The organism is Xanthobacter cornucopiae, assembly GCF_043195065.2.
In the GTDB taxonomy this organism is placed as follows: domain Bacteria; phylum Pseudomonadota; class Alphaproteobacteria; order Rhizobiales; family Xanthobacteraceae; genus Xanthobacter.
This window is the reverse complement of sequence record NZ_CM195531.1, coordinates 3,806,837-3,821,703: the sequence shown is the minus strand read 5'-3', so window position 1 is coordinate 3,821,703 and position 14,867 is coordinate 3,806,837. Positions and strand designations below refer to the sequence as shown.

13 protein-coding genes are annotated in these 14,867 nt (G+C 69.4%); 4 read left to right on the top strand and 9 right to left on the bottom strand.

Annotated elements, in window-relative coordinates:
* Positions 1-34 precede the first annotated feature (34 nt).
* From lptF to V5F53_RS16820, 3 genes are all read right to left on the bottom strand, one after another.
* Entirely contained in the window at positions 35-1,192 is a 1,158-nt protein-coding gene (gene lptF / locus V5F53_RS16830; protein WP_393996242.1) for an LPS export ABC transporter permease LptF, read from the bottom strand.
* 144 nt (positions 1,193-1,336) lie between these two features.
* Positions 1,337-1,702, bottom strand: a complete 366-nt coding sequence (locus V5F53_RS16825) for an ArsC family reductase (protein WP_393996243.1) — start codon at positions 1,700-1,702, stop codon at positions 1,337-1,339.
* Between the two features lie 81 nt (positions 1,703-1,783).
* Complete coding sequence (locus tag V5F53_RS16820; RefSeq protein ID WP_393996244.1) at positions 1,784-2,464, bottom strand: TetR/AcrR family transcriptional regulator; 681 nt, start codon at positions 2,462-2,464, stop codon at positions 1,784-1,786.
* 725 nt (positions 2,465-3,189) lie between these two features.
* Between V5F53_RS16820 and V5F53_RS16815 the strand changes: the two genes are divergently transcribed.
* The 3 genes from V5F53_RS16815 to V5F53_RS16805 all read left to right on the top strand — a co-directional run bounded on the left by V5F53_RS16815 (position 3,190) and on the right by V5F53_RS16805 (position 5,589).
* The gene (locus V5F53_RS16815; protein WP_393996245.1) at positions 3,190-4,161 is read left to right on the top strand and encodes a lipid kinase; all 972 of its coding nucleotides are present in this window, start codon (positions 3,190-3,192) and stop codon (positions 4,159-4,161) included.
* Positions 4,161-4,901 carry a TerC family protein gene (locus V5F53_RS16810; protein WP_393996246.1) on the top strand — a complete coding sequence of 247 codons (741 nt, stop codon included), beginning with the start codon at positions 4,161-4,163 and terminating at the stop codon, positions 4,899-4,901. The genes V5F53_RS16815 and V5F53_RS16810 overlap by 1 nt, the downstream gene beginning before the upstream one ends.
* Positions 4,902-5,199: 298 nt before the next feature.
* Positions 5,200-5,589, top strand: a complete 390-nt coding sequence (locus V5F53_RS16805; RefSeq protein WP_393996247.1) for a hypothetical protein — start codon at positions 5,200-5,202, stop codon at positions 5,587-5,589.
* 73 nt (positions 5,590-5,662) lie between these two features.
* Here the strand turns inward: V5F53_RS16805 and V5F53_RS16800 are convergent, their stop codons facing one another.
* The 3 genes from V5F53_RS16800 to V5F53_RS16790 form a co-directional block, all read right to left on the bottom strand.
* Entirely contained in the window at positions 5,663-6,952 is a 1,290-nt protein-coding gene (locus V5F53_RS16800) for an NAD(P)/FAD-dependent oxidoreductase (protein ID WP_393996248.1), read from the bottom strand.
* Between the two features lie 41 nt (positions 6,953-6,993).
* Positions 6,994-8,397 carry a glutamine synthetase family protein gene (locus tag V5F53_RS16795; protein ID WP_393996249.1) on the bottom strand — a complete coding sequence of 468 codons (1,404 nt, stop codon included), beginning with the start codon at positions 8,395-8,397 and terminating at the stop codon, positions 6,994-6,996.
* Positions 8,398-8,629: 232 nt separating this feature from the next.
* The gene (locus V5F53_RS16790) at positions 8,630-9,490 is read right to left on the bottom strand and encodes a DUF3108 domain-containing protein (protein ID WP_393996250.1); all 861 of its coding nucleotides are present in this window, start codon (positions 9,488-9,490) and stop codon (positions 8,630-8,632) included.
* A gap of 379 nt (positions 9,491-9,869) precedes the next feature.
* Here V5F53_RS16790 and infC point away from each other — a divergent pair, with 379 nt between their 5' ends.
* Positions 9,870-10,394, top strand: a complete 525-nt coding sequence (infC, locus tag V5F53_RS16785) for a translation initiation factor IF-3 (RefSeq protein ID WP_393996251.1) — start codon at positions 9,870-9,872, stop codon at positions 10,392-10,394.
* Between the two features lie 930 nt (positions 10,395-11,324).
* On the opposite strand, the gene V5F53_RS16780 is transcribed toward infC, so the two are convergent.
* The 3 genes from V5F53_RS16780 to V5F53_RS16770 form a co-directional block, all read right to left on the bottom strand.
* Positions 11,325-12,038, bottom strand: coding sequence for a BA14K family protein (locus tag V5F53_RS16780; protein WP_393996252.1), 714 nt, complete (start codon positions 12,036-12,038; stop codon positions 11,325-11,327).
* Positions 12,039-12,298: 260 nt separating this feature from the next.
* Positions 12,299-13,912, bottom strand: coding sequence for a phosphoenolpyruvate carboxykinase (locus tag V5F53_RS16775; RefSeq protein ID WP_393996253.1), 1,614 nt, complete (start codon positions 13,910-13,912; stop codon positions 12,299-12,301).
* A 141-nt stretch (positions 13,913-14,053) separates the two neighbouring features.
* The gene (locus V5F53_RS16770) at positions 14,054-14,809 is read right to left on the bottom strand and encodes a HugZ family pyridoxamine 5'-phosphate oxidase (protein WP_393996254.1); all 756 of its coding nucleotides are present in this window, start codon (positions 14,807-14,809) and stop codon (positions 14,054-14,056) included.
* Positions 14,810-14,867: the final 58 nt, after the last annotated feature.

Here is a 14,867-nt window from a genome sequence, read left to right as displayed (position 1 = left end):
GCTGTCGCACCCTTGTGGGTGGCGCGGCGGGGCATCATGCCGCCGCCCGGCGCGTCAGGCGCTGCTTGAGGTCGTCGAGCGCGGCGGCGAGCCGGCGCGGGGGGGCCAGGTGGATGTGCCCGGAGAGCACCAGGGCGCACACCAGCACCACCACCAGCGGGAACAGGTAGATCAGCGGCACCGCCAGGGCTTGGGTCCGCAACTGGCCGGCGATGGCGAAATTGCCGATCTGCACGATCGCCATGGCCGGGATGATGGCCATCAGGGCGGCGCCCCGGCTCTGGCGGGTGGTGCGCGGCCGCGCCAAGGCGGCGGCGGCGATGGCGAAATAGGCGAGCGGATAGAGGCCCGCCGACAGGCGCTTGTGCAGCTCCTCGCGGAAACGGCCCGGCTGCATGAGCTGGTAGAGGTCGTTGGCGGGCGGATTCATCACATAGTCGAGCGGGCGCTCGGCCGGGCGCACGTCCTGGCCCTGGGAATTGGGCGCCAGCGACGACAGGTCGAGGGCATAGCGCTGGAATTCCACCACCGAGGTGCTGTTGTTCTTCTCGCCGCCGCGCCGGTGGATGGAGCCGTTCTCCAGCACCAGGAAGGTGCCGGCGTCGCTGTCGACGATCTGACCGCGGTCGGCCAGATAGGTGGTGATTTCCTTGTCGCGGGCATCGTGGATGAAGATGCCCTGCATCACGCCGTTGCCGGCGCGCTCGCGCACGTGGAACACGAGGCCGGGCGTGAGAGTGATGAAGCGGCCGGGCTGGGCCACGAACGACACCACGTCGGCGCGCACCTTGGTCACCTGGTCGCGGAATGCCCGCAGGCTGGAGGGCACCACCGAGATCGCCAGCGCCGAGCAGAAGGCGGAGACCAGCAGCGCCAGGATCATCAGCGCCCGCAGCACGCGCCACGGGCTCATGCCGGCCGCGGCCATCACCACGATCTCGCTGTCGCCGTTGAGCTTCAGCAGGGTGTAGGCGGTGGCGATGAACAGCGCCGCCGGAGCGATCACCAGAACCAGCGTCGGCATGGTGAGGCTGGTGATGGCGATGAAGGCCAGAATGGTCTGGCCCTGGCTGGTGACCAGGTCGAGCTGCCGCAGCGCCTGGGTGGACCAGATCATGCCCGCAAGCACGACCACCACGCCGGCGAAGGCGAAGGCGGCCGTGGAGAAGATGTAGCGATCGAGACGGCCCATCAATCCTGTACCACTTGCACGGAGCCGCCCGCTGCTCGCATATGCTGGTTTGAAGCGGGCATTGGATAGCGGCAAGCGGGGCGGCGCGCAAATCGCCCGCCGCCGGGGTGTCGGCCGCGCGCCGCCGGCCCGAAGGTCAGGGGCTCACGCATGGCCGGCGCCGAAGGCGGCGGCGTAGGCGTCCGGCTTGAAGCCCACCAGCAGCCTGCCGTCGATCTCCAGCACCGGCCGCTTGATCATGGAGGGCTGGGCCAGCATCAGGGCGATGGCCTTGTCGGCGTCGATGTCGGCCTTGTCGGCCTCCGGCAGCTTGCGGAAGGTGGTGCCGGCCCGGTTCAGCAGCGTCGGCCAGCCGACGGCCTCCACCCAGGCCGCCAGCCGCTCGCGGCGCACCCCTTCCGCCTTGTAGTCGTGGAAGACATAGGCAACCGCGTGGGTGTCCAGCCAGGTGCGGGCCTTCTTCATGGTGTCGCAGGCCTTGATGCCGTAGAGGGTGACCGGGTTCGACATGGGTCCTGTCCCTTGGCTGGCGCCGGGCGGCGCGCGTGGCTGGGGTCGGTTGGATCGCGGAGGCGGCGGGGCCGGCAGCGCTCAGCGCCGGATGCCGTAGGCACTCATGAACAGGTGCACCGCCCCCTTCACCACCTTGTCGGTGTGGACCGGGTCGGGTGATTCGGTCTCGCCCATCAGGATGGGGACGGTGATGCCGTCCTTGCACAGGGACAGGAACTGGCTCGCCGCCTGCTCCACATCGGTGATGGCGAGGGCGCCCTGGTCCACCTTGGCGGTGAGAAAGTCGCCGAGGCGGCGGATGCCCTGGCACGGGCCGGCTTCGAAAAAGCGATGGCTGATGGCGGGAAACCGGCTGCCCACGGCAATCACCGTGCGCAGGGTGGCCATGTGCTCCGGGCGGATCATGGCGGCGATGAAGGAATGGCCGAGGGTGGTGAGCACCTTCTCAACGTCGGGCTCGTTGTTGTCGAGCACGAACAGGCGCTCGGCGGTCTCGTGGCACTCGCTGGAGACCAGGGCGGCGAACAGGTCTTCCTTGTCCTGGAAATAGACGTAGAGCGTGCCCTTGGAGACGCCGGCGGCGCGCGCGATGTCGCCCATGCTGGCGGCGTCGAAGCCGCGCTCCAGGAACACCTGACGGGCGCCGGCCAGGATCTGCCGGCGCTTCTCCGGGTCCTGTCCGGGACCGGCGACGTTCTCGCGCGGGTCGCACGCGGGAGCCGCGGCGGGATCTGTGGCCTTGGGGTCGTTCGTCGTCACCTGGAGTTTCCTCTCCACCCTCGCGCGCGTTCTGGGGCATCCGGCATCGTCCGCGCAAGCAGGTCATCCGGCCTGGGCCGAGTCCCAAAGCAGTCCTGACACGACGTCGGGCGTCGGGCGAGGGCCTCCGGCGGTTCCCGGTGACGACTTGACGGCGCCCCGACCGAACCGTTCAGTTTCTTCTTGCGTAACGCATGGGGGTCGGTTATGTCAAAGGAGTTCGACCGAACCGTTCGGTCATCCGCTGGCTCCGCAACCCAACGGCTGGCCGGGCTGAGGGAGGAGAGCACCGCCCCCGCTCTCCTCCCTACTCTTCCTCCCTACTCTTCCTCCCTACTCTTCCTCCCTACTCTTCCTGCCTCTTCTTTCCGCCTCTTCCTGCCCATCGTCTCGACCCGGCGCATCCGCGCGCGGTCGCTCCGTCATCCGCCCGGCTCGACGTTCGCGTCAGCTCGCCGCGGCAGATTGCGTGAAGTGCGGCATTCCGCCACATCCGGCGGCTCTTGGTGCAGCGCGGAAGTTTCTTACCTTAGGCGAACCGATCCGGGCCCCTCTGGCGTGGCAGCTGCCGCGCGATGTCGGATCATCGCGTGTCATGGGGACGGTACCGCTGGCCTGGACGCTCTGTCCGGCCGCCCGGCCCCCTGGGGCGCGGCGCCAGGTACCGGGCGTTCTCCAGCGAATGCCCCCAGGATTGAGGCCCCGATGATCCGTTTGCCGCCGTCATGACGGTTTCCGCGCCCGTGCCCGGCCACCGCCGGGCGCTGCTGCTTGCCAATCCTCGCGCCCGCCAGGGCGGCGCCTCGCTTGCGGCCGCGCGGGCGGTGCTGCACGCCGGGGCCATCGACCTGATCGAGGCGCCATGGCCCGATCGGGCGGCGGGGGCCACGGCCATCAGCGATGTGATCCGCCAGCAGGCGGGGCATGTCGATCTCGTCATCCTTGGCGGTGGCGACGGCACCTTGAACGCGGCGGCCCTGGGCCTCCACGACACCCAGCTGCCGCTCGGCGTGCTGCCCCTGGGCACTGCCAACGATTTCGCCCGCACCCTCGGCATCCCGCCCGATCTGGCGGCGGCCGCCCGGGTCATCGTCGAGAGGCCGCCGCGTCCGGTGGACCTCGGCGACGTGAACGGGCATCCGTTCCTGAACGTCGCCAGCATCGGTTTCAGCGCCGATCTCGCCCGCGCCCTCACCGCCCGGGCCAAGAAGCGGTTCGGGGTGCTCGGCTACGGCATCGTGGCCGCGCGCCTGCTGTGGCAATCCCGCCTGTTCACCGCCTTCATCGAGCACGACAACACGGTGGAGACGGTGCGCACCCTTCAGGTATCGGTGGGCAACGGGCGCTATTACGGGGGCGGCATGGCGGTGGAAGCCACCGCCACCGCCGACGACGGCCGGCTCGATTTCTACAGCCTGGAGGTGGACCACTGGTGGCGCCTGCTGGCGCTGCTGCCCAGCCTCCGGCGCGGCACCCAGGGCCAGTGGGACGACGTGCGTGCCTTCAGCACCACCGAAGTGGTGGTGCGCACCAGCCGGCCCCGGCCGGTGAACACGGACGGCGAGCTCGTCACCTTCACGCCCGCCTGCTTCAAGGTGCGGCCCGGCGCCATCCGGGTTCATGCGCCCCCGCGCGCGCTGCCGGCCGACCCGGCGCCTTTCCCTTTCCGGTCTTCATCGTCCCAAGGTGACCTCTGATGGATTATCTTCTGCATCTTGCCGCCGACCCCGCGGCGTGGGTCGCGCTCATTACGCTGATCGCCATGGAAGTGGTGCTCGGCATCGACAATCTGATCTTCATCTCCATCCTCACCAACAAGCTGCCGGCGCAATACCGCACCAAGGCGCGGCGCATCGGCATCGGCCTGGCGCTGATCCTGCGCCTCGCCCTGCTGGGCACGGTGGCCATCATCGTCACCCTGACCACCCCGGTGTTCACGGTGTTCGGGCATGGCTTCTCGTGGCGCGACATGATCCTCATCGCCGGCGGCCTGTTCCTGGTGTGGAAGGCCACCAAGGAGATCCATCACAATGTGGATCCCCATCCCAATGACGACATGTTCGACACCAAGGCCTCGCTGGGGTTCGCCGCGGCCATCGCGCAGATCCTGATGCTGGACCTGGTGTTCTCCATCGACAGCATCATCACCGCCGTCGGCATGACCGAGCACATTCCGATCATGATCATCGCCGTCATCGTGGCGGTCACCTGCATGCTGCTCGCCGCCGACCCGCTGGCGCGCTTCATCGAGGCCAACCCCACCGTGGTGATGCTGGCCCTGGGCTTCCTCATCATGATCGGCATGACGCTGATCGCGGAAGGCTTCGGCGCCCACGTGCCCAAGGGCTATGTCTACGCGGCCATGGGCTTCTCGGCCGCCATCGAGGGCCTCAACATGCTGGTGCGCAAGCGCCGCGAGAAGGTGGGCCACGGCTGACGGCCGGCCCGGCGCGCCCGCCAAGGCTGCGCCGGGCCTTGTGTACCGGGTCCGGCGCATCAGGTCCGGGGCATGGGCGTTCGCATGGGCGTCGGTGCCCTCGCGCCGCGGCAGCCGCCCTCCGGTGCGCCGCTTTCCCTGCCCCTTGCGGGGGCGACGGGGCTGGGCTCTAACAGGCGAACGCGCCGGCCGACGCACGGGCGGCGCGTCGGCGCACGGCGCCTTATCCACCGGGAGCCGGCACGCTGTTCCTCGCGGGCCGGTCTTCGAGATGCCGCTTGAAGTCGAAGGATCGGCCATGGGACCCGTCATCGCGCGCGCGCTTTCCCCCCGGCCGCTCAAGGCGCTGGCCTTGAACGCGACCGTGTTCGCCAGTCTCGCCGCGGCGTTGGTCGCCGGCCCCACGCCGGCCCGCGCCCAGGCGTGCCTGGAGCAGATCGTGACCGTGCAGGCGCAGTTGAAGGCGAAAGAGCCGCGGCCGGCGCGCCCGCCCTCCGAGCCGCAGAGCATCGGCGCCCAGGATGACCGTCAGCCCACCCCCGGCTCGCTGGCCGCCGCCGGCCTCAACCCGCCGCAGGACGGCGCCTTGGGCGCGCTCAATGCCGCCATCAACCTGCAGGCCGCCGGCGACGAAGCGGGGTGCATGAAGGCGCTGAACGAGGCCCGCACCCTCGGCGGACTGAACTGATCCGCGCCACCGCTGCCGTCTCTCGCCGTTTTGGCGCGAGGCGGGGCGTCTGGGCCGCCGGGTGTTCGCGGGCTCAGAGCCGGTCGCGCAGGGCGTAATAGCTGAGGCCGGCCACCAGCAGCGGGTAGCGCAGCAGGGTGCCGCCCGGAAAGCTGGGAACCGGCAGGCGTCCCAGCAGGTCGAAGCGCTCGAGCTGGCCCTGCACCGCCTCGGCCAGGATCTTGCCGAACAGGGGCGCCAGGGCCACGCCGTGGCCGGAATAGCCGGCCGACACCAGAACATGGTCGGACAGGCGCCGCACGAACGGCAGCCGGGTGAGGGTGATGCCGAGCACGCCACCCCAGCCGTAATCGATGCGCACGTCCGCGAGCTGCGGAAAAATCCGCGCCATGAAGGGGCGCACGAACGCCGGAATGTTGTCGCGCAGGGTGCGCCGGTAGCTCTCGCCGCCGCCGAACAACAGTCGTCCGTCGCGGGACAGGCGGAAATAATTCACCACGAACTTGCTGTCCGACACCGCCGCGCCGTTGGCGATGATGCTGCGCGCCCGCGTGCCGAGGGGCTCGGTGGCGGCGATGTAGTTGCAGATCGACATGACATGGGTGTCAACCTGCCGGTCCAGCCCGTCCATGAGTCCGTTGCCGCATTCCAGCAGGAAGCGGGCCTTCACCGTGCCGGTGTCGGTGGTGATGGTGACACCCTGGGGGCTGTCGACGCGGGCGGTCACGCGGGTGCGCTCGTGAATGCGCGCGCCGGCGCGCCGCGCCGCGCCGGCGAGGCCGAGGGCGAAATTGAGCGGGTGCAGGTGGCCGCCGCCCCGGTCGAAGACGCCGCCGTAATAGGCGGGGGACCCCACCAGCGCCCGCACCTGCTCCTGGTCGAGAGGCTCGATGGCCTCATAGCCGTAGGTGTCGCGCAGGTGCGCGGCATAGGCGTGGCTTTCGGCCACGTAATGGGGCTTGTGGTCGGCCAGGATCAGCCCGTCGGCGAGGTCGCAGTCGATGGTGTGGCGGGCGACCAGGTCGCGCACCAGGGCCTTCGACTCTTCCGCGAGCGTCCATAGCTTGCGGGCATCGTCGAGGCCCACCGCCGCTTCCAGAAAATCCTGGTGGCGGCGCTGGCCCGAATGAATCTGCCCGCCGTTGCGGCCGGAAGCGCCCGAGCCGACCCGGGAGGCCTCCAGCAGCACCACGTCGAAGCCGGCTTCGGCGAGGTGCAGCGCCGCCGACAGGCCGGTGTAGCCGCCGCCCAGCACGCACACGTCGGCTTCCGCCGCCCCGGTGAGGGGCGGGAAGTCCGGCATGGGGTTGGCGGTTGCCACATACCATGATGCGGGATGCGCCATGGGGCGTGGGGAGGCCATGTCCTGCTCCGTTTCTGGCGGCCGGGAAGGGCCGGGGGCGCCTATACGTTCAGCAGCAGGTATTCGCGTTCCCAGGGGGAGATGACCCGCATGAAGGTCTCGAACTCGGCCTGCTTCACCGCCGCATAAGTGGCGACGAATCGCTTGCCGAGCACCTCCGCCAGGGGCTCGCAATCCTCGAATGCGGCGACCGCTTCAAGCAAGCCGCGCGGCAGCTCGAAATCGAGGTCCTTGGCGTCGCCTTCCAGCGGGTCGGTGGCGCGCAGGCCCTCGGTGATGCCGAGATAGCCGCAGGCGAGCGAGGCGGCGATGACCAGATAGGGATTGGCGTCCGAGGAGGGCACGCGGTTTTCCACCCGCCGTGCCTCGGGCACGGCCGGGGGCACGCGCAGGCCGGCGGTGCGGTTGTCATAGCCCCACTGCACGTTGATGGGGGCCATGGAATCGCGGGTCAGGCGCCGATAGGAATTCACGTATGGGGCGAGGATGCACATCACCGCCGGCAGGTATTTCTGGTGTCCGGCGATGAAGGAGAAGAATTCCGGCGTCGGGTCGCCGTCCTTGTCGGAGAAGATGTTCCGGCCGGTCTGGGCGTCCACCACCGACTGGTGGATGTGCATGGCGCTGCCCGGCTCGTTGGCGATGGGCTTGGCCATGAAGGTGGCGTAGATCTTGTGGGCGAGCGCCGCCTCGCGGATGGTGCGCTTGAACAGGAACACTTGGTCGGCCAGCGCCAGCGGGTCGCCGTGGCGCAGGTTGATCTCCATCTGCGCCGCGCCGTCCTCGTGGATCAGCGTGTCGATCTCCAGGCCCTGGGCTTCCGAATAGTCGTAGATGTCCTCGAACAGGGCATCGAACTCGTTCACCGCCTGGATGGAATAGGATTGCCGGCCGATCTCCGGCCGCCCGGAGCGGCCCACCGGCGGCTTCAGCGGATAGTCGGGATCGGTGTTGGGCTCCACCAAATAGAATTCGATCTCGGGGGCCACCACCGGCTTCCAGCCCTTGGCGGCGTAGAGATTGATGACGTGCTTCAGCACCTGCCGGGGGGCGATCTCCACCGGGCGCCCGTCGCGGTGGAAGGCGTCGTGGATCACCTGCGCGGTGGGGTCCTGGGCCCAGGGCACCGAGCACAGGGTGGAGAAATCCGGCTCGAGCACGAGGTCGCTGTCGGCGACGACCGAATCCACCAGGCCGTCGTAGGACGGGTATTCCCCGGAGATGGTCTGCAGGAACACGGAGAGCGGCAGGTTCATCACCGGCGATGAGGCGAACTTGGACGTCGGCATGATCTTGCCGCGGGCCACCCCGGCGAGGTCCGGCACCGTGCATTCGATCTCGGTGATTTCCCGCGCCGCCATCCAGGCCTTGGCTTCGCTTAAGGATGTGACTCCGCGCGGCGCGTCCGCCGCGTGCTTCTCCGCAACCTTGCTGCGTTTCGACATGATGTCCTCTTGCGTGACACGCTCACGCTCCGCCAGGGAACACCGGCGGCACCGGCAGTGTCAACGCGGCGCGGGTGTGAAAAGCCGCGTTCGCGGCGCGCGGGCGCCGGAGCTGTCCCAGGATGGCCTGCGCGCCACCGGGTGCGGGCCCCCCTGGAACAGGGGCCGAACGAATCGCGACCGAATCGCGGGGAGCGCCGGGTTCGCCTTTCACCCCCCTGGCGGCGGGCGGTCAGGGCTTGGCCGCGTTCACCGGCACCGGCTCGTCCTTCGCCTTGTCGTCGGCCTTGGCCTCGAAGCTGGTGACCTGGAACACGGCGGTGCCGATCATGGTGGCCACGGAAACCTTGAATGGCGCCATGAGGCGGGTGCCGGCGATGGGCACCAGCCACACGAACATGTCCTTGTTGTCCACCATGTACTGGACCGTGTAGCGGCTCGGCCGGTGGCCGGCCACCGGCTGGTAGCGCACGCCGCAGACCACCGCCGGGCCCTTGTATCCGCTGACCTTCACCTGCTCGGTCCGCAGGTAGGTCAGCACGATGTCATAGCGCTGGCGGCCGTCGAACACCGGCACCGCCCGCTCGCACGCGGCCGCCGACAGCAGCTCGGTGGGGGCGGGCACGTAGACGAAGGCACCGCTCATGGGGTCGATGATGTTCTGCAACGTGGCGTTCGTCAGCGGCACGCGGTCGGGCGCCGGCTTCAGCGGCGGGTCGACCTCCATCTCCGCCAGCGCGCCGCCGGCCATGGCGAGCCGCGCGCCTTCCTTCTTGCCGTCGGCCTCCGCGTTCAGTGCATACACGCGCGGCACCATCTTACCGGCCGTGAGCATGCCGCGGGCGGCGGCCACCCCCTTGCCGGACGACACCGCGCGCATCACGCCGGTGATGCGGCCGGAGCCGGAGATCTCGTAGCTGTCGGCGCCGGCCTGGACCACCACCGAGGCGCGTCCGAGCTCCACGCCGCCGACGCTCAGCACATATTTGGCATCGAGCCGGCCTTCGGCCCGCGCCGGGACGGCGCCGGCGAGGAGGGCGGAGGCGGCGAGAAGCCCGCGCCAGATGTGCGAGGGGAAAACGGCGTCGATCATCTCAAGTCACCGTGGCTCCGGCCGTGCCGGCGAGAAGGCAACCCCGTTTCGAACGCGCTCGGGGAATCAGCTCCGAGATGCGGGCGGAACGCGGCTGAACTGTGGCTGCTGCGACTATGCCGTGCGCGGCGGGCAGGCGTCCAGCCGGCCGGAGGCGGCCCGGGACCCGGAAAAGACCGGCGCCCTGGCGCCCGGGAGCGGCGGGAAATCCAGCCGGGTCATTGACTTTCTGCCCATTTGTCACGATCTTGAGCGTCTACCCTGAGCCTTGGGGCACGACGACGGCGGCTGCGAACCACGTCGCGTCTTCGTGGACAATGCCCGAGCGCTCGCGGGAACAGGATTCACCGCTGAGGAGATCGCCGCCATTCGCCGCCCCATGAGACCCGTCGCGCCGGAGAAGGATGGACCGCGCGTCAATGAGGAAATCCGCATCCGCGAAGTCCAGCTGATCGACCAGGAGGGCCAGAATCGCGGCGTGGTGGCTATCCGCGACGCGCTGGCGCTGGCGCAGGAAGCCGGCCTCGACCTCGTGGAGATCGCGCCCAATTCCGCGCCCCCGGTCTGCAAGATTCTCGACTACGGCCGCTTCAAGTACCAGAACCAGAAGAAGGCCAGCGAGGCCCGCAAGAAGCAGAAGGTCGTCGAGGTCAAGGAGATCAAGCTGCGTCCCGGCATCGATGACCACGATTATGACGTCAAGATGCGCGCCATGCAGCGCTTCTTCGAGGAAGGCGACAAGGTCAAGGTGACCCTGCGTTTCCGTGGTCGCGAAATGGCGCACCAGGACATCGGCTACAAGCTTCTGCAGAAGCTGAAGGAAGAGGTCGGTCCCATCGCCAAGGTGGAAGCCGAGCCGATGCTGGAAGGCCGTCAGATGATCATGATCCTCGCGCCCCGCTGAGGCGCGACGGACCGGAGCCCGCAGGGTCCTGCGGGCCCGATGGGCCGGCGGCGCGCGGGCCTCATCTTGGATGGTCCGAGGGCGCGCACTTCGGCCTCGGCGCCGCGCTGCTCGATGGTGCGCCGCGAAGGCTGCCGCTCCAGGGCGTGGCTGGATTTGGGGCCGGGCCGCGAGGTCTGCATTCAAGACAAAGGCCCGGAGCGCGCCGCGCTCCGGGCCTTTGTCTTGAGGGCCTTTGTCTTGGCGGAGCCCCCGAGTTCCAGCCCCCGAGTTCCAGCCGGCGAGCGGAACCCAGGCCGATCAAAGGCGTCGAAGGGGCGGGAGCTGGTCTTGAGGAGCTTTTGGGTTTCCGGGCGTGCGTGGCGCGGTCGCTTTTCAGAGCCAGCCACTTTGTGAACGAGGTCATTCAAGTGCCCGTCGCGGACCGGGGCGGGGCCTTGCGGACCGTGTTCGCGTTCCGGGACGCGGAAGGTCGTGTTTCCGCCGCGCCGTAAGCGAAGAGGCCGCGGCATGCGGGCGGTGCGCGGCGCTGCCCAGGCGTCCCACTCCATCGCCCGCCTGTCGCGCCGCACCGCTGCGCCCCGGCACGGCGGATGACGCAAGGGCGATTGCATGCGTCCGTATCTCGGCCCAGGACGTGGCAGCCGGACGCTGCCCTTTGAGCCCGTCCGTCCGTCGGGTCGCTCCTGGGCTCTCGGCGTCACCAGAGGGGCGAGGCCGGCGCGTTCGGTGTTCGGGAGAGGGGGCCCGCGGCGTGCGTCTGGTTCCGGGCTGTCGGCCAAGGACTCTCGGCCAAGGGGGCCGTCGATGCCCGCCGCACCGGTTTGCACGCCGAACCCCGATCACCGGAGTGGGCGCCGGTCATCCGGCCAGCGCCAAACTCTTGCGCGATCCGGCGGGGGAACGGCCGCGCGGCGCGGCGACCCCGCTTTACGGGCAGGGGTGCTGCAACCCGTCGTAGCCGGTGTAGGTGCCGGTGCGCACATTGTACGAGCGGTAGCGCTGCGCGCAGTAGGCCACGGAATCGTCGATGACCTCGACCGGTTCCGAGGCCACCGCGGCCGCCGCCGCGCCAAGCGCCACGCCGCTCGCGACGCCGAGCGCGATCCACGCGCCGCTGTTGTCATAATAGCCCCAACCCCAGCCCGGGCGGTTCCAGCCCCAGCCGGGATACCACCGGCCCGGGCCCCAGGCGCCGGGCGGCGGCCGCCAGCCGGGGTGGCCCCAGCCGGGTCCGGGGCCCGGTCCGGGCCGCCAGCCTGGCCGGTTCCAGCCCGGCCCGCCCTGTACGTAGCGTGGCCCACCGTAGCCGGGGCGCCCGTAGACGGGGCGCCCGTAGACGGGCCCGCCATAACCTGGGCGACCATAGGCCGGTCGATAGACCGGGCGTCCATACCCGCCGGGGCGGACATAGCGCGGCCCGCCATAGCCGGGGCGGCCGACCGCCGGCCCGCGCCCTGGGGCCCGATAGCCCTGGCCGCCGGGTCGTCCCCGCCATTCAACCTGTTCGACTGCCGCCCCCTGAACGCGCTGGTCCGCAAGGCCGAGGCGCAACGCCTGGGCCCCCGCCGGCACCGGGGAAAATGAAAGGATTCCGCTTGCGAGCATGGCTGCCGCGAGCGCCACCTTCTTCATCCCGAACATGATGTGCACTCCAATCGAATGAGCGCACCTTCGTCGTTCATTGTGTCGATTCTCGCACGAAGCCGGCATGACCTTGCGTCTAGAAAGCGGCAATTGCGGCAATGGTTGGCGATGTCTTTACGCTGTCGCGACCGGGCGGCGTCATCCGGACCGCCCGCGTGCGGGCGGCTGGGGCGGGGCCATGCGAAAGGGCGGCCGAGGCTTCCCGGCCGCCCTTTCTGTCTTGCTTCCTGCCGCGGCGCCCGGCGCCGGCGCGCCGCTCACTCGGCGGCGATGCGCACCTGGGGCTGGGCGTCGCGCACGGCGGCGTCCACATGGGCCTCGAACTTCGCGAAATTCTCCTGGAACATGGCCACCAGCCGGCGCGCGGTGGCGTCGAACTCCGCCTTGTCGGCCCAGGTCTTGGAGGGATGGAGGACGTGCGGCTCGATGCCCGGCACGTTGGTGGGCACCTTGAAGCCGAAATAGGGGTCGGTGCGCACGTCCGCATCCAGAAGCGAGCCGTCCAGCACGCCGGCGAGCAGGGTGCGCGTGACCTTGATGGGCATGCGCCGGCCGACGCCGTACTTGCCGCCGGTCCAGCCGGTGTTCACCAGCCAGCAGTTCACCCCGTGGCTGGCGATGAGGTCACGCAGCAGGTTGCCATAGGCAGAGGGGTGGCGCGGCATGAAGGGGGCGCCGAAGCAGGTGGAGAAGGTGGCCTCCGGGTCCTTCACCCCCTTTTCGGTGCCGGCCACCTTGGCCGTGTAGCCGGACAGGAAGTGATACATGGCCTCGGCGGGCGTCAGCCGGGCGATGGGCGGCAGGACGCCGAACGCATCGCAGGTGAGCATGACGATGTTCTTGGGGATGCCGGCGCGGCCGCTGGCGCTGGCATTGGGGATGAAGGCCAGCGGATAGGCGGCGCGGGTGTTCTCGGTGAGGCTGCCGTCATCGAAGTCCGGCACGCGGGAGACGGGGTCCAGCACCACGTTTTCCAGCACCGTTCCGAAGCGGTTGGAGGCGGAGAAGATCTCCGGCTCCGCCTCGGCCGACAGGCGGATGGTCTTGGCGTAGCAGCCGCCTTCGAAGTTGAACACGCCGTCGCGGCTCCAGCCGTGCTCGTCGTCGCCCACCAGGGTGCGTCGGGCGTCGGCCGAAAGGGTGGTCTTGCCGGTGCCGGACAGGCCGAAGAACAGGCAGACGTCCCCCTCCGGGCCGACGTTGGCGGAGCAATGCATGGGCATGATGCCCTGCTCCGGAAGCAGGTAGTTAAGTACGGTGAAGACCGATTTCTTCATTTCGCCCGCATAGGACGAATTGCCGATCAGCACGATGCCGCGGGTGAAGTTGACGGCGATCACCGTTTCCGAACGCACGCCGTGGCGGGCCGGATCGGCCTTGAACGACGGCAGGTCGATGATGGTGAGGTTGGGCACGAAGCTGTCGAGCTCGGCGCGCTCGGGCCGGCGCAGCATGGTGCGGATGAACAGGGAGTGCCAGGCGAATTCGGTGTAGACGCGCACCTTGATGCGGCAGGCCGGGTCGGCGCCGCCATACAGGTCCTGGGCATAGAGGCTCTTGCCCTCGGCGGCGGCCAGGAAGTCCTGGTACAGGGCCTCGAACTGGTCCTCGGAGAGGGCGCCATTGTTGTCCCACCAGATGGCGTTCTCGGTGGCGGCGTCGCGCACCACGAACTTGTCCTTGGGGCTGCGGCCGGTGTGGGCGCCGGTCTCGGCGACCAGTGCGCCGCCCGACGCGAGCTTGCCTTCCAGGCGCTCCAGGGCATGCTCGTAAAGCTGCGGCTCGAGAAGGTTCCAGTGAACGGCGGTGAGATGCTTCAAGCCGAAGCTGTCCGCGCCGCAGGCGCTGTTGCGATGACCGGTCTCAAGCACGGCGTGTCCTCCAGGATTTTATCGCCGGCGCACGGCCGGCCTTGGGCGCGGGGCAATGTCTGCTCTGGCACGCCTCGCCCCCGCAGCTCAAGGCTAGAAGTGCATTTCGGTGAAGAAAAGGCGACGAAAGGCGTTGAACACTCAGGCTTGGTCCGATTTGCGCGCCTGTTCCACCAGGGACACCAGGTTTTTCCGTACTTCGCCCACACTAGTGTTGCGCTGCGGGAAGATGAGATGCCGCACCTGCTCACCGGAGCCGATCTCAAAACCCTCGGGATCGATGCCCACCATGCGCCAGGCCGCGGCCGGCGCCTTGGCGAGAACGGTGGCGTAGAGGGCGACGGCGTCGGCGTGGTCGGCGTTCATGTGCGAGACGATGCCGTCATGGGCGGCGCGGATGTCGTCGGCGCCGGTCCAGTCGGTCAGCAGCGCGGCGCCGGGCACGTCGACGATGCGGCCGAAGCCCTCGACCAGGTGGGCGTGGTCGATGTCGATGCGGTAAAAGCCGAAATCGGCGAAGTCCACATAGCCGCCGGCGGCTTCGTGGCGGGCGAGGTAGCGCGGGCGCACCAGCGGGTCGCCGGCGGCGACGATGCGGCCGATGAGGCTCGCCCGCGCCGCGTTGAGCGGATCGGCGGCGCCGGCATCGCCGATCATCAGCGACACCCGGGTGTCGCGGGCGATGTTCTGGGTGTGGCGGGCGAGGCGGGAGATGAGCAGGGTCGGCCGGCCCTCCGGATCGGTGCCCACCGCCACCAGGGAGGCATAGGGGCCGCCGTCGGCGTCGAGGCTCGCCAGGGTGCCGAAGCGGGCCTCGCGGATGAGCCGGCGCACGGTGGCGGCGGCGGTCTGCGCCACGGGCTTGGCCGCGGCGGCGTCGGGTGCGGTCTCGGTCACGCTGGTGTCTCCGTATGGTCGCGGCGGAGGATGGCCGCCGCCCTCGCCGGCCGCAAGG